Origin of the sequence: Promicromonospora aerolata (assembly GCF_042682255.1) — a bacterium.
Classification (GTDB): Bacteria; Actinomycetota; Actinomycetes; order Actinomycetales; family Cellulomonadaceae; genus Promicromonospora; species Promicromonospora aerolata.
Genome location: NZ_JBHUHF010000001.1, coordinates 2,097,189 through 2,114,461, shown reverse-complemented (window position 1 = coordinate 2,114,461; position 17,273 = coordinate 2,097,189). Strand labels below are relative to the sequence as shown.

At 67.4% G+C, this 17,273-nt stretch carries 17 protein-coding genes, 2 tRNA genes and 1 pseudogene; 6 read left to right on the top strand and 14 right to left on the bottom strand.

Annotated features, from left to right (window positions below; translation table 11 throughout):
- Positions 1–208 precede the first annotated feature (208 nt).
- On the top strand, positions 209–565 hold the full coding sequence (locus ACFSL2_RS09585; RefSeq protein ID WP_377197636.1) for a hypothetical protein: 357 nt from the start codon (positions 209–211) through the stop codon (positions 563–565).
- A 352-nt stretch (positions 566–917) separates the two neighbouring features.
- Here ACFSL2_RS09585 and ACFSL2_RS09580 read toward each other — a convergent pair whose 3' ends face one another.
- The 8 genes and pseudogenes from ACFSL2_RS09580 to ACFSL2_RS09545 form a co-directional block, all read right to left on the bottom strand.
- The gene (locus ACFSL2_RS09580; RefSeq protein WP_377197635.1) at positions 918–1,820 is read right to left on the bottom strand and encodes a phosphotransferase; all 903 of its coding nucleotides are present in this window, start codon (positions 1,818–1,820) and stop codon (positions 918–920) included.
- Between the two features lie 20 nt (positions 1,821–1,840).
- Positions 1,841–2,317, bottom strand: coding sequence for a glycine-rich domain-containing protein (locus ACFSL2_RS09575; RefSeq protein ID WP_377197634.1), 477 nt, complete (start codon positions 2,315–2,317; stop codon positions 1,841–1,843).
- Between the two features lie 119 nt (positions 2,318–2,436).
- Positions 2,437–3,585: an HAD family hydrolase gene (locus ACFSL2_RS09570; protein WP_377197633.1), complete on the bottom strand. Its 1,149-nt coding sequence runs from the start codon at positions 3,583–3,585 to the stop codon at positions 2,437–2,439.
- 81 nt (positions 3,586–3,666) lie between these two features.
- Positions 3,667–4,440 (bottom strand): hypothetical protein, encoded by a 774-nt coding sequence (locus tag ACFSL2_RS09565; RefSeq protein ID WP_377200901.1) that lies wholly within the window; start codon positions 4,438–4,440, stop codon positions 3,667–3,669.
- A 33-nt stretch (positions 4,441–4,473) separates the two neighbouring features.
- A pseudogene (locus ACFSL2_RS09560) lies at positions 4,474–4,659 on the bottom strand (helix-turn-helix domain-containing protein); the annotation flags it as partial.
- A gap of 2 nt (positions 4,660–4,661) precedes the next feature.
- Entirely contained in the window at positions 4,662–5,003 is a 342-nt protein-coding gene (gene cutA / locus ACFSL2_RS09555) for a divalent-cation tolerance protein CutA (protein ID WP_377197632.1), read from the bottom strand.
- Positions 5,004–5,063: 60 nt separating this feature from the next.
- Positions 5,064–5,498: a hypothetical protein gene (locus ACFSL2_RS09550; protein ID WP_377197631.1), complete on the bottom strand. Its 435-nt coding sequence runs from the start codon at positions 5,496–5,498 to the stop codon at positions 5,064–5,066.
- Between the two features lie 476 nt (positions 5,499–5,974).
- The gene (locus ACFSL2_RS09545) at positions 5,975–6,340 is read right to left on the bottom strand and encodes a hypothetical protein (RefSeq protein WP_377197630.1); all 366 of its coding nucleotides are present in this window, start codon (positions 6,338–6,340) and stop codon (positions 5,975–5,977) included.
- Between the two features lie 283 nt (positions 6,341–6,623).
- On the opposite strand from ACFSL2_RS09545, the gene ACFSL2_RS09540 reads away from it, so the two are divergent.
- Positions 6,624–7,553 carry an inositol monophosphatase family protein gene (locus tag ACFSL2_RS09540; protein ID WP_377197629.1) on the top strand — a complete coding sequence of 310 codons (930 nt, stop codon included), beginning with the start codon at positions 6,624–6,626 and terminating at the stop codon, positions 7,551–7,553.
- A gap of 901 nt (positions 7,554–8,454) precedes the next feature.
- On the opposite strand, the gene ACFSL2_RS09535 is transcribed toward ACFSL2_RS09540, so the two are convergent.
- The 3 genes from ACFSL2_RS09535 to ACFSL2_RS09525 all read right to left on the bottom strand — a co-directional run bounded on the left by ACFSL2_RS09535 (position 8,455) and on the right by ACFSL2_RS09525 (position 10,592).
- Positions 8,455–8,829 carry a helix-turn-helix domain-containing protein gene (locus tag ACFSL2_RS09535; protein WP_377197628.1) on the bottom strand — a complete coding sequence of 125 codons (375 nt, stop codon included), beginning with the start codon at positions 8,827–8,829 and terminating at the stop codon, positions 8,455–8,457.
- A 106-nt stretch (positions 8,830–8,935) separates the two neighbouring features.
- A complete protein-coding gene (locus ACFSL2_RS09530) occupies positions 8,936–10,330 on the bottom strand; it encodes a site-specific integrase (protein ID WP_377197627.1) in 1,395 nt (464 codons plus the stop codon).
- 191 nt (positions 10,331–10,521) lie between these two features.
- Positions 10,522–10,592: transfer RNA gene (locus ACFSL2_RS09525), tRNA-Gly, on the bottom strand.
- Positions 10,593–10,805: 213 nt separating this feature from the next.
- Between ACFSL2_RS09525 and ACFSL2_RS09520 the strand changes: the two genes are divergently transcribed.
- A tRNA-Pro gene (locus ACFSL2_RS09520) sits at positions 10,806–10,879 on the top strand.
- Positions 10,880–10,942: 63 nt separating this feature from the next.
- On the opposite strand, the gene ACFSL2_RS09515 is transcribed toward ACFSL2_RS09520, so the two are convergent.
- The 3 genes from ACFSL2_RS09515 to ACFSL2_RS09505 form a co-directional block, all read right to left on the bottom strand.
- A complete protein-coding gene (locus ACFSL2_RS09515) occupies positions 10,943–12,142 on the bottom strand; it encodes an IS481 family transposase (RefSeq protein WP_377196447.1) in 1,200 nt (399 codons plus the stop codon).
- 97 nt (positions 12,143–12,239) lie between these two features.
- Complete coding sequence (locus tag ACFSL2_RS09510) at positions 12,240–12,800, bottom strand: zinc-dependent alcohol dehydrogenase (protein WP_377197626.1); 561 nt, start codon at positions 12,798–12,800, stop codon at positions 12,240–12,242.
- Positions 12,797–13,846 (bottom strand): C-terminal binding protein, encoded by a 1,050-nt coding sequence (locus ACFSL2_RS09505; protein ID WP_377197625.1) that lies wholly within the window; start codon positions 13,844–13,846, stop codon positions 12,797–12,799. The genes ACFSL2_RS09510 and ACFSL2_RS09505 overlap by 4 nt, the downstream gene beginning before the upstream one ends.
- A 194-nt stretch (positions 13,847–14,040) precedes the next feature.
- Between ACFSL2_RS09505 and ACFSL2_RS09500 the strand changes: the two genes are divergently transcribed.
- The 3 genes from ACFSL2_RS09500 (at position 14,041) to ACFSL2_RS09490 (ending at position 17,271) form a co-directional block, all read left to right on the top strand.
- A complete protein-coding gene (locus tag ACFSL2_RS09500) occupies positions 14,041–15,417 on the top strand; it encodes an ABC transporter substrate-binding protein (protein WP_377197624.1) in 1,377 nt (458 codons plus the stop codon).
- Complete coding sequence (locus ACFSL2_RS09495) at positions 15,414–16,376, top strand: carbohydrate ABC transporter permease (RefSeq protein ID WP_377197623.1); 963 nt, start codon at positions 15,414–15,416, stop codon at positions 16,374–16,376. Before ACFSL2_RS09500 ends, ACFSL2_RS09495 begins: the two co-directional genes overlap by 4 nt.
- A gap of 67 nt (positions 16,377–16,443) precedes the next feature.
- On the top strand, positions 16,444–17,271 hold the full coding sequence (locus ACFSL2_RS09490; protein WP_377197622.1) for a carbohydrate ABC transporter permease: 828 nt from the start codon (positions 16,444–16,446) through the stop codon (positions 17,269–17,271).
- Positions 17,272–17,273: the final 2 nt, after the last annotated feature.

Sequence of the window (17,273 nt, the reverse complement as noted above, 5' to 3'; positions counted from 1 at the left end):
CGACGACGAGTTGACTAACGTGAGATCAGCCCGAGCGACGAAACGACCAGGTCGGCCGCCGCACTCGCTACTGCGAACGAGTTCGTGCCACGGATGTGTCACGCATGAGCCCCGTGTCGTCGTCGGCCGGGTCGCTCCTCCGCTGGTCGCGTGTCCGGAATTGATCGACGGTGTCTCGATTGCCGTACTCGGCTGCCAGGATGCGGACGTGGACGACGCGTTGACCGTGCTGAGAAGAGAGTTCGAGTCGGCAGAGGCCGGCTTCCTACTGGGCCTGCGAGGTGAGGGCCTCGTCTGGGACCGGGCGGCCTTCAGTCGTTTGGAGCAAACGATGCGGACGGCCTGCGAACAGTACGAGGGCCGTGAGGATCTGCCCCGCTGGATGGCTGAGGGGTTCTACGAGGTGTCGCACTTTGTGGCGGAGTGGACCAGCCACCCGAACTTCCCTCGGCCGGAGCCCGTGCAGTACTACCAGGACTGCTTGGCGCGGCTACGGGACCTGGCCGACTGGTTCTTCCGCGGCTGGCACGCCTACCAGGAGCCGCGCGTGTGGCGTGATCTCTGACGTCGTCCCGAGGTGACTGCCGTGAGCTTCGACGGCCCCCGCCGCCGCATCGCAGGTCAGATCGGGAGGGTCGACGATAGCCTTACTGCCGAGCAGGCATGTGCCTGTTTCCAGAGATCACGACAATCCCGTCGCAGTCCTAGCCGCCTTCCCATTCGTAGGGGAGTGGCACACCGGCCCGATTCCCCCACAGTTCCCCCAAGGCGCCAAGCCGAACGGAGAACCAGGAGGTCAGGCCCACATGACACGCTTCAACGTCTGAGCCGGAACTGGACTTTCGGGAGCGTCAGAACTCAATTCGAGCGATCTCCGATGGTTCCTGGGTCAGATGCGTCCGAGCACGGCAAAGCAGCTAGCTCGAAGACAACCGGTGCTGAATCCAGAGCCGTGCGCCGCGAACAGCCGCCTCTCGATGCGGGCTTGGGTACTCGACGGCAAGACGGTGCCACTGGCCGTAGATGGTTGCGGCGAACCTTGTGGTGGCGTCCCCTGTCGCACTGGGGTGCTGCATGCCCCAGGTACGGGACACGAGGTGCTCGGCCTCGGCTGGTTGGTGTCCCTCGCCGATCAGCCGGGGAATTAGTAGTGCGGCGTCGACCCAGGGGGGTCCGGTCCGGGACCAAGCCCAGTCGATCAGACGGACCTGGTCGCCGTGCACGAGCAGGTTGAGTTGGTGGATGTCGCCGTGGACCAGCGATTCCCCCAGCAGAGTGCTCGGCACGTCGTTGTCGAAGTGGATCAGCAGGTCCAGGTGCTGCTTCTCCCACGCGTCGAGCCCGTCCGCGTGGTTGTCCGCGAGCCACTGCCATCCAGCCAGGCGTGCGTACCTCTTGCTGAGCGGCGCGACGTCGGGCGCGGGGCTCGGGGTGAGATGTTGCGCGAGGCGCGAGAGGGCATCGATCACTGCAGGGACGTCCGGCGATCCGGGTGTGAAGTCGGCGTGCTCGCCGGGCACGGTCTCGTACCCGGCGAGCAGCCATCCTTCGTTGTGCACGGTCCAGAGCAGGCGGGGCGCATCGTGCACTGCGTCTCGCAGTCGGGAGTTGATCTGGATCTCGTGCTCGTGCACGGTGACCAGCCGGTCGTAGTCGGGAACGCCCTTGACGAACACCGACCCGTCGGCCGTGTGCAGGAACGCGGCGAACGTCGAGTTGCGCCCCGCCGACGGCGCCTCGGTGCGGAGCACCGGTCCGCACTCCGCCTCGACGGCGTGGCGCAGTGCGGTGGGCAGTTCCTCCCATGAGCGGCGGTGCATCGTGCTCTCCTAGTGGTTGGTCACGGTGCGGTGGAGCTGGTGCAGCCCTGGTGACACTGCGAGCAGGCGACGGAGTGCGCCGTGGGCCACAGGTCGGTGTCGACGTAGAACCCGGCCTCGGCGATGGCGTCCACGGTGTACTGGATCGCCTCGTGAGCGGACTTGCCCTGGGTGGACGGGTCCTGGGGGTCGGTGGGGACGTGGTGCAGGAACCGGCCCGCGAACTGCTCGCAGAACGCAGCGTAGTCAACGGTGTGCAGGATGAACTCGTGCCAGCCCGGGTCGACTTCCTCCGACGGCGAGAGCGGTCGGCCGTGGTGGGTGGCGCTGGTGCCCAGGAATGCGAGGGCCTGGTCGACGACGCGGGCCGCCATGTTCAGGTCGTGGTCGTGTTCCTCGGCGACCCGCTGGACGAGCCGGTGGAACAGGTCCGGCTCGACGAGCGACCGTCCCTCTCGCAGCTCGCGTGCGGCGGTGGTGATGGTGGTGGTGGTCATGTTGCGTCCTCCTCGTTGTGCGGGGTGGTGCTGGACATGCCCGCCAGGAGCGGGCTTGCGGCTGGGCAGTGATGAAGGGGTCCGGGACGCCACCCAGCCGCAAGATCAGTGGGAAACGGCTACAGGCTGCTCAGGGGGAGTTCGAATCCGGCCGGGCTGTCACCGGTGACGCTGCGCCACTGCGCGCGACGTCGGCCCTCGTCGCCACGGGGGTAGGGCAGTCCTGCCTCGAGCGCGGCGGTCTCGATCGCGCGCATCGTGACGCCCACGCCGGACGGGATCGGCGCGTGCCTCACCCAGCGGCCATCCTGGAGGGTCCACGCTTCACATCGGGCCAGGTCCGGTCCGACGCCGTGCCATACCCGCAGCACGACCGGTCCGGGAGCGGTCCGCTCGGCGGTGGCGATCTGCGCGGCCAGCGGGGAGAGTGAATTGTCCACAGCAGGGACTAGGGAGGTCAGGACGGGCAGGGCACCGGCCTGATTGATGGTGCCGGTGGTTTCGTCGGCGGCGCTGCGCACGATCGCTGGCGCGTGTCCCATCGCGACCGAGCGTTCTGCCCAGGTCAGCATGTCGAGGTCGTTGACGCCATCGCCGACCGCCACCGTTCGATCTGCAGGGATGCCCAGGTCAGCTCGGATGACGTCGAGCGCTGCGGCCTTGTTCACGCCCGCTGCGGTGATGTCGAGCCAGTCCGCCCCTTGCGGGGCCACTGTGACCCCCGTGGCGCGCAAGGCGTCGGTATAGCGGCGGAGATCAGGGGCGCTGAGCGCGATCCGGGTCGCGGGCTCCGCCATCAGATCAGCCAGCAGAACAGACTTCTGCTGCCCGTTGAGTTCACCTGATTCGAATGGGCTGCTGGTGCGCCAACCCCACCCGATCTTCTCGATCGCCACCCGCACGCTCGGCGCCACGTCCAAGGCACGTCGCATGACTGGTGCGGGATCGAACCTTCGGGCCTCGACGATGTCGTAGCCAGATGGCGCGGACGGGTCCAGGTGAACGGTCAGAGCACCGTTGGAGCAAACCGCCCACCCAGTGGTGAGACCCAGCCGGGTAGCGATCGGCAGCAGCCCGGCCAACGACCTGCCCGTGGCGAGCACAACCTCGTGGCCGGCCGCACGAACCCGGTCCAGCGTCTCGACCGTCCCGGGTGGAATCCGTCGCTCGCTGTCTACCAGCGTGCCGTCGATGTCCAACGCCACCAGCAGGCTCGGGGCGGTGACGGCCGTCGTCGCCGGCGGTGTCCTGAGGGCTGTGTTTCGCATGCTCCCAGTACGCCAGGCCTACGTCAGGAGCGGGAGGAGTTCGGTGTCCGGGGAGAAGGGTTCGGTGTCCGGAGCTCGGCGTCAGGCGGACCGTTCGGCCAGAGCGAGGGTGCGGCGGTACTCGTTGCTCCAGCCTGCTGCCATCCACTCGTCCGGTAGCGCGTCCAGTCCAGAGCGGAGGTTGTCGACGGCGTCCAGGTCATTCCCGAGCGCGTGGTGCACCAGGCCGAGCGGTAGCTGCAGCCACGTCGGCGTGAGCCAGTAGGTCGACGGTGCCGTTTCATCGCGTTCGGAGGAGGCGATCAGGTCTTCTGCGTTACTGATCATGCTGGTCGCTGCCGAGGTCTCACCCAACATGGCCATGCCGTGCGCTGCCTGGATCGCGGAGTCCGCACGGTGCAGGTCGCCGGTTCCCGGGGTTTCGTACGCAGCTTGGAAGTGGCGGGCGATTCCGCGAGGATTTCGGCGACGACGCTCCACGTACCCGCGATAGTTCTTCGCCTGGGACGACAACGTGGCGTCGCCGATCTCGTCAGCCATCGCCACTGCGCGTCGCAAGGTCTGGACTGCCTGCGCGTCCAGGCGTGTCTGTGCGTACAGCCACCCGAGGAACTGGGTCCACTCTGCGGCCAAGCGCCGGACCTCGACTGCGTGAGGCCCTGTTGCCTGCTTCGCGAGAGCTTCGACCGCGGAGCACTGCGCCGCGGTCGAGGACACGATCATCTGCGGGTCGACGACGTCGTCCAGATGACGTTGTGCGGCAAGGACGGCGGCCAAGGCGGTAACGGTCGCGGCGTCCACACGAGAGGGCCGATCGGTCACGTTCGAGAGTTCCGCGGCGTGCTCGTCGGTCACAGTCGACTGCATCACCATCGCGGCCAGGACACCGCCAGCCTCGAGGACGTCGTCGAGGTGGGCCGCCATGTCAGCGCTCGGGCGCATGCGTCCGTTCTCCAGCTCCGACACCGTGGACTTGCCGATGAACGACGCCCGAGCCAGGTCGCGCAACGACATGTCACGCCCGGTGCGAAGCCGGCGCAACGTCTGTGCGAATCTCGGGTCGACCACGCGCATGATCACTCCTGCTGTGTCTCGTTCTGCACCCACTCCAGGTACTTCTGGTGTCCGCCGATCACGGGCGTCACCAGAACCTCTGGGACATCGTAGGAATGTTCACGCACGATGTACTCGGTGAGCCGGTCAGCAAGGGCGGCTGTGGTCTTGAACGTGACGCGCCATTCCTTGTCCTTCTGCACGGCGCCGTCCCACCGGTAGACGCTCGTGACCGGCCCCTCGGCCTGCGCGCATGCCGCGAGCCGTGCTTCGACAGCCGACGAGGCGAGAGCCTCGGCCTCCTCGACGGCATCAAACGTTGTGGCCACCTGCACGAACTCGACGTCGACCGGGTTGCTCGCCATGCGATGAGCGTACCGGCGACCTCCGGCCAGGGCTCCTCGCTCCGATCAGGTCCAGGGCGCTCATTGAGCCCGGCCCATCCACCGACCGGCGCGCTTCTCCCTGGCTGCGTGCCGAATCTTCTTCGACGCACCGTGTTCTGCGAGGTCGCTCAGGACAAGGTGTGAGGTCACCCGCTTGATGAGGCGACGCTGGCACCATGGTGTGAGGTCTGGCAGGTCGCCTGCGATCACTCGTGGGCGCTCCATGACCTCACGGATGAGCGCCCCTTCCCGCTGGCGGCGCTCCGCGAAGTCACGGCCCTGGCCCTGCGGAAGCAGATCGACCCAAGTGCGCCCTTCGGACTCGTCGAAATAGTTCAAGACTTCGACGACGATCTGCTGTGAAAATTTCACTCCCTTACCAGCGGCCTCTTTGAGGAGCACGCGAAGGTCTTCACGCGGTACAGCATCCCGGTACACCCGCCATCGGTCGTGCTCGTCGTCGATCCACATCATCGGCACCGACCGCCTCAACGATCTGCCGAAGCAACGCCTTGCCGCGCTCGATCAACTCGTGAAGGTCCGACGGTCTTGTCGACAAGCGGAGCTGCCTTTAACTTTCGTCGCGTGGATCGTGAGGGCCCTTTGCCCCGCCAGCCCGCCGTCAGATCGCGTTCCACCACGGTGACGGTGCTTCCGGTGAACTCCAGCTCGTGGGCACTTTCGCCGAGCCACTCGCGGTAGGGCGGAGGTCGGTCGTCGTTCCGCCGTTGGACGACTGCACGGTCACGCAGCGCACGGGAGGTTCCCACGGCAACTTCAGCCGAGCGTGAACCCATCATGAGCCGATTTAGTTGTCCGTAGAGTACCTGTCGCGACGTGCGCGGCTGGGGGAGAAGTAGATGCGGACGCCGAACTGCCCAGGGCTGGCTCCTGGGATGAGCCCGAGCTGTCGCCAAGACTCGTGCGTCGGCTTCGCTGCTATCCCCATCTCAGGCGCCCCGGCTACCGGATCGGGAGCGGTCTTCGAGACGCTCGTCCTTCATGAGCTCAATGAAATCGCGCCTTGCGCCCGGTGGAACCGAAGCAAAGCGATCTAGCATCTGAAGCGCGTGCCGATGATCCAGCGAGGTCTTGACGACATAGACCACGCATCGTGCGATCGCGACGCTAACGATCAGCGCGCAAACAGTCGCGGTCGGCCAGTGCTGCGGCAGTGCTGCCACGATGCTCATGACTTCACTCGGTACCATGTCGACCCTCCTTGGGCACGCCTCACCCGTGTTCGGCGTGAGTTCCCAAGGACCTTCAGCGGTATCGATGCACTTGAAGGTGAGCAGACCAACTACGAGCGTCATGTAGCGATGCGGGCATCGCAGTGGCCTCCGCGGATAGTTTGCCACAGCTCGCCCGGAATGGCATGGATGAGATCGCTGAAGGGCGTAGGCGACCTGGACTCGGATACTCGACAGCCAGGCGCCCCTGTGCCGATGGCGATTGCTCGACCTGACATGGGAGACCTGACGGGTGCCAAGATCATGCGTGCCGCTGACTTCGAGGCCGGGTTTGTTGCGGCGACCATGAGCCCGCCGGGCATCGAGCCCCCACTTGAGTTGCGCTAGCGGACTGGAGACGCCCTGCATGAGCAGCGAGACACCCACACCGGAGCTGGCCGAGACCATCGCCCAACTGGTCAGGACCACGATGAGCGACATACGCCCCCGGCTCGTTCATGCTGCGCTCACCGGACATCGTGCGGAGAACGAGAACCTGCGCCACGAGGACAACTTTCTGTCCGACTACGACCTGTGGATGCACCAGCGATACAAGGAACTGCTGTCGGAGGTGCTGCCGTCGTTCATCTACGCCTCGGAGGAGGACGACCCACAGGTCATCGGCGAGGACCCCGACCCCGACCTGTGCGTACTGGTCGACCCGCTGGACACCAGTGAACTAGCGGTGCGTGCCCTGCACGGGTACACGCACCTGATGGTCTACTCGCGATCGTTGAGGCGGCCGGTCATCGCGATCGTCGGCGACATCTTCCACCATGTGCAGCTCTACCTCGCGTTCCACGCCAGCGACGGTTCGGACCGAGCGTTTGTGATCACTGCGGACGGAGAACGGCGCGCGCTTGAGTCGCCGTCGAACGCTCGCCTCTCGCAGGCATTGGTGACCAACTACCTCATGCGGCCGGCCGAACGCTTCCGCGTCTTGGCGCAGCAGGAGCGGTTCCTCGACGCTTTGAGCGCACCAGGCGAGAACGGAAAGGCACGAGGACGGATCGGCGTCGACTTCGGCTCCATCAGCCTGTGCCACGTCGCAGCCGGCTTCACCGACGCCACCATGGAGATCGCCAAGGGCTTCGCCGTGTGGGACCTTTCGCCCGGGCACTACATCCTGCACGCCGCAGGCGGCGTCACGATCGACCTCGATGGCAACCCCATCAACCTCGACTACGGACTTAACACCTTGGTCGAGATCAATACGACCATGAGCACGCGACGCAAGTTCATCGCGGCGGGTAACCAGGTACTTGCCGAGGAGATCCGGGGCACCATCCAGCTCTAAGCCTTGGCGGTGTGAGCCTCCTCCTTGTCGGCGGGCGGCGAAGTGGTGTGCGCGCCTGACCTGCACGGATATGTCTGCACACCCTGGTGTGCGGACATCTTGGTGTGCGCAGAGCGTGCGCTCGTTGGTCATCCTCAACGCATGGATGTGTGTGTGCATGCAGGTCGCCCGGTAGGGGCCGGCGGGTCGAGTCCGCTGAGCCAACCGCGGGGGCATGCCCATGCGCGAGCGCGCGCCGATTTCTACGTTCCGCCTCCGAGCAATGCTCACGAGTTGGGGGACATGCGTTCGTCCTGTTCACCGCCATGTCCCCCACCCGGGACCTGCCTGGAAAGGCTGCTTGGGGGACGTCAAGTGGTACCTCGACGGGTACAGGTGGCGTGCACAATCGCGAGCATGGGGCACACAGATGCAGGTGCATGTGGGCTAACTCGGACATGCGCGGTGGTGGCAAATTGCCACCACCGCGGGACCTGCGGGTTCGCTCCGACATGCCGCGCGGCCAGAGCTGGGAGGTCACCAGCCTCAGGGCTAATCCGGACAGCTGCGGTGGTGCCAATTTGGCACCACCGGGTGACCTGGGGTTCTACCGAACCACCGATGCGCCACTGGCCCGTCCGGGTCTGGAGAACAAACCGGACAACAATGGTTCTGCCAAATTGGCAGGACCATATGACCTGGGCAGGTGCTCGAAGCCATCGGAGTTACTGGGTCCAGGTGTCGATGTAGGCGTCGGTCACCGGCTACCGCGCCAGGACAACCGCCGCCCGATCCGAGCTCAGGAAAGCGATCCTGCGCCACGCTCTCGACAGATCCCGAGAAACAAACCGGACAAGTGCGGTCCCGCCGATTTGGCGGGACCGTACGACCTGGGCGAACGCCCCGGCGCCCACTGCTGGATCTACCCCGTGCAGGCCTCGATGTAGACCTCCACCGCAGACCGTCGCACCACGACCCGTCGGCCGATCCGAGTTCCGGTTAGCAGCCCACGCCGCACCAGCTCCCCGGCCGTCCACGACGAGACACCGAGATACGCACCGATGTCCTCATACGTCAGGTACGGGTCCTCAGGGTCGCCCGCTTGCTCGGCCCGGTACCGGTCCAGCACCGACCGCCGCACTCGCAGCCGGCCACTGATCCGCGCGCACGGCCCCACGCGTCCGCGGCGCACCAGCTCGCCGAACCACCAGCGAGACACTCCCAGCATCTCGGCGGCCTCGGCCGACGTGAGCAGGGGATCGTCAACAGCAAACGGCAGCACACCCTCGGTATCCATCTCTGACTCCTGTCCGGCAACGGTCATCGACAGGTAGGTGTGCACGAACCTCCAAGCGCCTGCCGTTGCCCGGCCCACAGAAACGGCCGGGCAGCGGCAGGAGCCCTCACCCGCTCAGCCCAGGGAACTCCACGACATTCGACGCTCGCCTCGCGGCCTGGATCTCGGCCATCCGCGCCGCCAGCCGCTCGTCGCCATCGTCGGTGGCGTGCTGGTAGACCATGGCAGCGGCGACCGTCGAGTGCCCAATGCGCCGTTGCAGCTCGGCCAGCGTCGCCCCGGCCTCTGCGGCGCGTGTCGCCGCCAGGTGCCGCAGGTCGTGCCAGCGGAGCTCAAGAGGCGCCCCAGCACGCCTCTTGGCGCGAGAGAACATCGACGAGCGGTTCCCGCCGCGCACCGGCCGCCCAGTGGCCGTCGCGAACACGAGCGCCCGCGGACCGGGCCCGGTGTAGCGCTCAAGGTGCGCGAGGAGCACGCGGGCAGCTTCGGGCGGCAGGTGCACCTTGCGCCGCCCGGCGTCGGACTTGGGTGGTCCGAACGCGACCGGCTTGCCTGGCACGTCCACGAGTGTCTGCCGCACGTTCAGACGCACGCCACCCTGTGGCGTCCGCTCGACGTGCTGGCGTTCGAGCGCGAACAGCTCGCCCGCGCGGAGCCCGGAGTGCGCCGCGACGACCACGGCCGCGCGGTACCGCTCCGACGGCCCGTCGAAGGCCGCCGCGATCGCGTCGACCACAGAGTCGCCGGGGACGACGCGTTCAGCGGGCCGGGTCTGGCCCGCACCGCGGATGCTGCACGGGTTCGCCTCGATGAGCCGGTCACGCACGGCGTCACCGCAGATGGTGCGCAGCAGGGCGTAGGCGTGCGCGGCTTGGGTGCGGCCGGTCACCGTCCCGGCATGCCGGGACTCGACCAACGCGGCAGCGGGCGAACCAGCAGACCGCCACGCATCCCACAGCGACCCCGGCATCCGCCCTGAGTCACCGACCGGTAGGCCCGTCGAACGGGCCCACGCCCGCACGTGCGCCGCGTCGCTCGGCCCGCCGCCGCGTGCCAGCCACGCCGCGGCAGACTCCGCCGTCGCCACCAGCAGCGCCGCGTACCACTCGCTCACCATGGTGTGCGACAGCGATCGCAGCGGGAGTGCGCCGAGATCGAGCTGCCGCGCACCGCCCGGGCTCGGCAGCGGCGTCAGGATCCAGCGCCGTAGCAGTCGCTCGTAGCCGTCGAGGGTGGAGGGCTTCAGGTCGCGGGTGGCGAGCCATCGCCGCGCATACTCGCGCAGCGGCACGTCGCCCGTCTCGGGCTCACGGTAGGTGCCCTGGTAGACGTCGCTGAGCACGCGGGCCAGGGCGGCGTTCGCCGCCTTCTCGGACTCGAACGTGCCGATCGGACGGCGCACGCCGTCGGGCCCGGTGTACCTGGCTTGCCAGCGGTTCGGGCCGCGCTGCCGGATGTTGCCGTAGGCGCGTCGGATGCTGCGGCGGGGACGCTTGGTCATGCTTCGAGGTGTGCGCGCGTTCCCAGAGGGAGCGCCCTGCGGATCGGGTGAAGCGGACATTGTGGCTCCGGCTCCTGGCCCAGTCCCGGGGGACTTAGGGCCATTTAGGGCCAGCCAGCGCCGCTTCCAGCCTTCCAGAATGCATGAAGCCCAGGTCAGAAACACTCTCTGACCTGGGCTTCCGCACTCTGAGCGGGCGACGGGAATCGAACCCGCGTAATTAGTTTGGAAGACTAAGGCTCTACCATTGAGCTACGCCCGCGCGACCGTGCCTTGAAGCACGGTGCGGGCCACACCTTAGCAAACCTTGCGCACCACGCGAGAGTCTCGGCCGTGTGGCGTGCACCGACGTCGGCCGCCTCGGCCACGTCGGGTGGGATGTGCCGGACGTGGCGGTGCAGATCCGTTACGATTTGTTCCACGCGAGCAGGACCCCTCGCGGGGAGTCACGGAGCAGGTCGTGTCCGTGATCCGACGGGCTGTGGCGCAGCTTGGTAGCGCATCTGCTTTGGGAGCAGAGGGTCGCTGGTTCGAATCCAGTCAGCCCGACGCTGTGATGTCGCAGGACATCGGAATGGCCTGAACCTACGAATCGTAGGTTCAGGCCATTCGTCATTTCCGGGTAGGGCCGGGTGGTCGGCCGGTGCCCTGGTAGATCCGGGTCGGGTCGAGTGTGAGGTCGCGGAGGATTTCACCGGTGGCTGCGTTGATGATCCGGATGTCGAGGTCCTGGACCAAGGCCAGGACGTAGGTTCGGGCGTAGGTCTTGCCGATCCCGATCCGGTAGAGCGTGCCGTTGTGGCGCAGGGTGATGGTTCCGGCGGTCGAGACGCGGTCGTGGCGGACGCGGTCGTGGGTATCGGTGGTGCGGTCGGTGTTCGGGGTCGCCTTCGGGCGGGCCTGGTAGGCGGTGGCCGGGGTCTGGCGGTGCGGCAGTGACCGGTGTGGGCGCCGGTGGTTGTACTCGTCGACGAAGGTGTCGATCAGTGTTTGCAGCTCTGTGGTCGTCGTCGGCTGGATCGGCTGGGCGCGGAGCCATTTCTTCATGGTCTGCTGGAAGCGTTCGACCTTGCCCTGGGTGGTGGGGTGGTTCGGGCGGCCGTTCTTCTGGACGATGTTCAGGCGGCGTAGCTCGTGCTGGAGGTGGTTGCGTCCACCGCGGCCGCCGGCGTAGCGGACGGTGTAGACCATGCCGTTGTCGGTCAGCACCGAAGCGGGGTGTCCGTGCTGCTCACAGGCCTTGCGGAACGTGTGCAGCACGACGGGTGCGGTGACGCGCTGGTGAGCGCTGGCGTGCAGCACGTAGCGGGAGTGGTCGTCCAGCCAGGTGATGATCTCGGCGTCGGTGCCGGGAGTGCCGTCGGGTCGGGTGAGCCGGTAGTGGGTGAAGTCGGACTGCCAGGTCTCGTTCGGCTGGTCGGCCTGGAATCGGAGGTAGGAGGACCGGGGGCGTTTCCTGGGTTCGGGGGTGATGGTGCCTTCGCGGGTCAGGATCCGGTGGACGGTGGCCCGGGAGACGGTGGTCTGGTGGTGGTGGGTCAGGTGCCACACGATCGTGTCGGCGCCGGCGTCCAGGCCCTGCTCGGTCAGACGCTTGCGTAGTCGCAGGATCTGTTCCACGACAGCAGGTGGGGTCGCGTTCGGTGTGGTGTGCGGGCGGCGAGACCGGGTCTCGAAGGCGGCGTCACCCTCGGCCGCGTAGCGGGCCATGAGTCGTGAGACCCAGCCCTGCGAGACGCCGTAGCGGCGGGCGGTCTCGGACTGCGACGAACCGGCCAGCACGGCCGTGATCACGAGCTTCCTGATGGACATGACCGGGGTGTACCGGCCGCGGGATGCCGATGTCTTGAGACACGCCTATTCCGATGACCCGAGACACCCCATTCCGATGTCCTGAGATCACACACAGTCAGCCCGACGCGTCTGGCCTGGTGAGCCTCTGGTTCGCCAGGCCAGAACGGACCCGAGATTTGAACTCCCCGACAGAAACCCGACACTTTGGTGTCCTGGAGGCCCACTCTGCGACATGGTCCGCAGAGCGTGACGGTCGCCTCCGATCGTTGCCCGCCGGGACGACGTGCAGTGCCGAGGCCGGCAGCGCCACGTAGTCGGCCAGGGAGCCGGGTGCGTCGATGCCGTACAGCTTGAGGTTGCGGCACACGTGCGTGCTGCCCGAGCGGCACGCCAAGCAGTGCCCGCAGGAGATGAGGGGCTCGGCCACCACCCGGTCACCCACGGCGAGCCCCGTGGTCCCGCCGTCGGCGACCACGCCCACGCTCTCGTGCCCCGGCACGATCCCTGCCTGCGCGCGCGGGTGGGTGCTGTGCAGGATCGACAGGTCCGTGCCGCAGATGCCCGTGTACTCGACCTCGACCAGCGCCCACCCGACGGGCACCTCAGGTACGGGGATCTGTTCGACCGTGATCGCGTCGGGTCTCTGCCACACCGCTGCCTGCATCGACGTCGTCATCGGGCCTCCTCCGTCACCACGTTCCGGGGCACCCGCCCGGCGATCGCCTCCACCGCGTTCTCGACGGTGCGGCGCTTGAGCTCGGTGTAGGACTCCTCCGTGTACCAGGCCAGGTGGGGCGTGAGCGTCACGTTCTCGAGCCGGGTCAGCGGATGCCCCACCGGTACGGGCTCCTCCTCGTGGACGTCGATCCCGGCCGCCCGCAGGCGGCCGTCGCCCAGTGCGGCGACGAGGGCGTCGGTGTCGACGACGCCGCCGCGGCTGGTGTTGACCAGGACCGCCGTGGGCTTCATCAGAGCCAGCTCCCGGCCCCCGACCAGGTGGTGGGTCGCCGCCGTCAACGGGGTGTGCAGCGACACGACGTCGGCCCGGCGCAGCACCTCGTCGAGGGGTGCCACGGGCACACCGTGCAGCTCGCTGTCGGCGTCGGGCGCGAGCACGTCGAACCCGAGCACCTCGTATCCCAGCCCGCGTGCCTTGAGCGCCGTCGCGTGTCCGATGCGACCCACGCCGACGACGCCGAACACCGATCCGCGGACCTGGCCTACCGGCCGCACCGCCTGAAGGTCGAACCGCCCCGCCCGGACACCGCGGTCCAGCCGGGCGACGCCCCGCGATGCGGTCAGCGCCAGCGTGATCGCGTGGTCGGAGACGGCCTCCGTGCCGTAGTCGGGCACGTTGCACACCGTGACGCCCCGCGCGGCGGCCGCGGCGACATCGACCGAGTCGACTCCCACCCCGTACCGGGAGACCACCTGGAGCCCAGGCAGGGCGTCCAGCACCGCAGCGCTGATCTCGGCGTACTGCACCACTAGGCCGGCGGCGCCGGCAGCCGCGGTGACGAGCTCCTCCGTCGTGCGCGCCTGCGCCAGCCGCAGCTCCACGCCGGCCTGCCGTGCGACGGCGATCTCCGCGTCGAAGGTGTCGTGGTCGCAGTCGGTGATCAGCACCACCGGCGCGCCCGGTGCCCCCGGCGCGAGCACCTCCACGCCTGTCGGCGTCTGCGGCAGCGCACTCGTGCGCGACACGGAGCCGGCTCGAGGCATGGGGTGATCCGCGTGCTCGACGCGGGGATGTTCAGTTCTGGGCACTGGTGCCTCCTGGGCGGTCGGGTGGCGCAGCGGTGCGCTACTTCCGAAGGGTAACGGGACTTGGAGCAAACGTCACATGTATGATCTACTGCAGCGAGGCGCCGCCAGTGCGGTGCTGAGTGTTTCTCCGAGGAAGAAGGAACAGAGCCATGACTACACCGCACACTCGCGAGCGGTTGACGAGGATCCCCACGAGGTCGGTCGCGCTGGTCACGGTGCTCGGCGCATCGATGCTCGCGCTGGCGGCCTGCACGCCGGGTGCTTCGACGGCCGAGGAGCCGGACTCGCAGTACGGGTTCCCGATCGTCGAGCAGAAGGCCGACGCTCCCATCACCGTCTGGGTCGACGCCTCCCGGCAGCCGGCCGCGGACGCTTTCAAGGCGGCCTATCCCGAGATCCCGATCACGGTGGAGACGTACGACGGCGGGGCTGACGGCTCGGGCTCGTTCCAGACCAAGGTCCAGGCCTTCGACCAGGCCGGGAGTGGTTGGCCCGACGTCGTGTTCTCGACGCAGAACAACGACGCGGCCTGGGCCAGTCAGGGGGACGAGCCCTTTGCTGCGCCGCTCAACAAGGGCTACTTCGAGCAGTCGTTCCTGGACGGGTTCACCGAGGGAGCTCTCACGCCGCTCACCGTGGACGACACGGTCTACGGCCTGCGCAACGACCTCGCACCGACCGTGACGTGGTACGACCAGCGCCTCATGGACGAGTTCGGCTACACGGTTCCCACGACGTGGGAGGAGTACCAGGAGTTGGGTGAGAGGGTCGCGGCCGAGCACCCCGGGTACATCATCGGTGGTGTTGGTGACGCGTTCGCCGAGGAGATCTACTTCTGGGGCGCCAAGGCTCCGGTGAACACCGTGGTGGACGCCAACACCCTCAGCTCCGACACGTCCGACCCGTACGCGCAGGACATGGCGGCGATCATCGACGACCTGCTCGATGCGGGCGTCCTCGCGCAGGAGAACGTCTTCAGCCCGGAGTTCGTGCAGAAGTACACCGGCAAGGTCCTGATGCTTCCCGGACCCGTCTGGTACTCGGGCGCGCTCTTCAGCAACCCGGACTCTCTCAATGCCAAGCCGGGCACGATCGCCGCGGGGCTGCCTCTCGCGTGGGAGGGCGAAGACGCGGTTGCCGGCAACGTCGGCGGCGGGACGTGGTTCATCTCGCAGCACTCCGCGAACCTGGAGGCCGCCAAGACGTTCCTCGAGTTCGTCACGAGCGACGAGCGCTACCAGGTGGACCTGGCGGCCGGGCTGCCGGCGTACGAGGCTGCGGCCGACAAGTGGCTCGCCAAGCAGGACGAGGCCGGCTTCTTCACCGGCGACTTCGCGGAGAACGTCTCGACCGCGTCGTCCCAGATCTGGGACGGCTGGGGTTACCCGCGATTCAGCCAGGAGGCGGTCTGGGCCAAGACGGTCACGCCGAAGCTGGCCGCCGGGGAGAGCCTCGTCGACCTCCTGCCGGAGTGGGAGACCGCCATCGAGAACGAGGCCCAGGTGAACGGGTACGCGATCAAGTGACCACGTCATCAGCCCAGCAATCGCTGACCGAGGCTGCCGCCGGCTCCTCTCGCGGGGAGCGGCGACGGCGCCCGACGAGCAAGCGGAGGACCGTCACCGGACGGTGGTCGCGGGTCAGCTACGTCTTCGTCTCCGGCTACACCCTGCTCGCTCTCGCGTTCGGAGTGCTGCCCACGCTGTACGCCGTGTTCATCGCGTTCCTGGACGGGGACGGGCGGTTCGCCGGGATCGCGAACTTCACGCGGGTGCTCGGCGACTTCAGATTCTGGCCCGCGGCCCTCCACGTGGGCGCTTTCCTGCTGGTCTGGCTGGTCGCCCTGCTGGTGCTCGTCACGGTCCTGGCGCTGCTGGTCCACGGCATCGGGCGGCGCTGGCTGAGCTCGAGCATCCGCTTCGTCTACTACATTCCGGGGGCGCTGGCCGGAGCGTCGTCGGTGGTGCTGTGGTTGTTCGTGCTCAACCCCTCCGTGAGCCCGGTAGCGGCCGTGCTGCGTGCCTTCGGGTTCGAGACGTTCGTCCAGACGGTCTCGCCGGCCAACTTGCCGGTTGTTTTCGCCATCATCGCGTTCTGGACAGGGGCCGGGGGCTGGATCGTCGTCATGTACGGCGCGCTCAACAGCATCCCGAACGAGGTGCTGGAGGCCGCGCGCATGGACGGAGCAGGTGTGGTGCGCACCGCATTGCATATCCAGCTGCCGATGTTGCGCAAGTGGATCTCGTACATGGCCGTCATGTCCCTGGCGACTGGTGCGCAGCTGTTCGTGGAGCCGCGGGTGCTCTCCCAGGCCAGCCACGCGGTGGTGCCTGCGGACTGGTCGCTGAATCAGCTCGCCTACCTGTACGCGTTCAAGCAGCAAGATCTCAACGGCTCGTCAGCCATCGCCGTCATCCTGCTCGTGGTGTCGCTCGGCTTGAGCACGTTCTTCGTCATCCGAGGAGGCCTCTTTGAGCGCGATTAGCACGAGCACGCGACCCCGCCACGATCTCAGTCCGAGAGACTGGCTCGGACGCGCGTTCGCCGTCGTCGTGACGGTCTTCTTCGTTCTCTTCTTCGTCGTGCCCATGGTGTGGCTGCTGATCGCCTCCGGGAAGTCGCCGTACGACCTGATCACCACAGGGCCATTCGCACCGGGAACCCTCGGGGACCTTGCCGCCAACTGGAATGCGCTGGTCCACTTTCAGGACGGCATCATCTTCCGCTGGCTCGGGAACTCCGCGTACTACTCGCTGTCCGCCCTTGTGATCACCCTGGTGACCACGATCCCGGCCGGCTACGCCCTCGCCCTCGGCGACTTCCGTGGACGGAAGGTGCTCCTGACGACGACCCTGGTCGTGATGCTGATCCCGAACACCGCGCTGGTGCTCCCGGTCTTCCTCGAGCTCTCCGCCGTCAGCCTGATCGGGACTCCTCTCGCCGCGATCCTGCCGTTCTCGTTCTTTCCGTTCGGGGTGTACCTGACGTACATCTACTTCTCCACGAGCGTCCCGCGCGACCTGCTCGACGCCGCGCGGATCGACGGCTGCGGGGAGGTCGCCGTGTTTCGCAGGATCGCGATGCCGCTGGCGCTCCCGGTGATCGCGCTGGTGGGGTTCTTCAGCTTCGTGGCCAACTGGAACAACTTCTTCCTGCCGTTCCTGACCGTGCCCGGACCGGCGGCACCCATACAGGTGGGCCTCACCGAGATGCTCAGCAACGTGCCGGCCTTCAACCCGACGTCTGTCGGGGTGACCACGATCGAGCTGCCGACGCTGGCGCTCGCGACCCTGGTCTCGGTCACCCCGGTGCTGGTGATCTTCCTGTTCTCCCAGCGGTTCCTCGTCGCAGGCCTGACGGCCGGCGGGACAAAGGAGTAGAC

What these genes read in the sequence shown, in the direction of transcription:
- ACFSL2_RS09580 (WP_377197635.1), bottom strand. Translation starts at nt 1,820, where the DNA reads ATGCACCGCCGCTCATGGGAGGAACTGCCCACCGCACTGCGCCACGCC.
- ACFSL2_RS09575 (WP_377197634.1), bottom strand. Translation starts at nt 2,317, where the DNA reads ATGACCACCACCACCATCACCACCGCCGCACGCGAGCTGCGAGAGGGA.
- ACFSL2_RS09570 (WP_377197633.1), bottom strand. Translation starts at nt 3,585, where the DNA reads ATGCGAAACACAGCCCTCAGGACACCGCCGGCGACGACGGCCGTCACC.
- cutA (WP_377197632.1), bottom strand. Translation starts at nt 5,003, where the DNA reads ATGGCGAGCAACCCGGTCGACGTCGAGTTCGTGCAGGTGGCCACAACG.
- ACFSL2_RS09550 (WP_377197631.1), bottom strand. Translation starts at nt 5,498, where the DNA reads ATGATGTGGATCGACGACGAGCACGACCGATGGCGGGTGTACCGGGAT.
- ACFSL2_RS09545 (WP_377197630.1), bottom strand. Translation starts at nt 6,340, where the DNA reads ATGACGCTCGTAGTTGGTCTGCTCACCTTCAAGTGCATCGATACCGCT.
- ACFSL2_RS09540 (WP_377197629.1), top strand. Translation starts at nt 6,624, where the DNA reads ATGAGCAGCGAGACACCCACACCGGAGCTGGCCGAGACCATCGCCCAA.
- ACFSL2_RS09535 (WP_377197628.1), bottom strand. Translation starts at nt 8,829, where the DNA reads ATGGATACCGAGGGTGTGCTGCCGTTTGCTGTTGACGATCCCCTGCTC.
- ACFSL2_RS09530 (WP_377197627.1), bottom strand. Translation starts at nt 10,330, where the DNA reads ATGACCAAGCGTCCCCGCCGCAGCATCCGACGCGCCTACGGCAACATC.
- ACFSL2_RS09515 (WP_377196447.1), bottom strand. Translation starts at nt 12,142, where the DNA reads ATGTCCATCAGGAAGCTCGTGATCACGGCCGTGCTGGCCGGTTCGTCG.
- ACFSL2_RS09510 (WP_377197626.1), bottom strand. Translation starts at nt 12,800, where the DNA reads ATGACGACGTCGATGCAGGCAGCGGTGTGGCAGAGACCCGACGCGATC.
- ACFSL2_RS09505 (WP_377197625.1), bottom strand. Translation starts at nt 13,846, where the DNA reads ATGCCTCGAGCCGGCTCCGTGTCGCGCACGAGTGCGCTGCCGCAGACG.
- ACFSL2_RS09500 (WP_377197624.1), top strand. Translation starts at nt 14,041, where the DNA reads ATGACTACACCGCACACTCGCGAGCGGTTGACGAGGATCCCCACGAGG.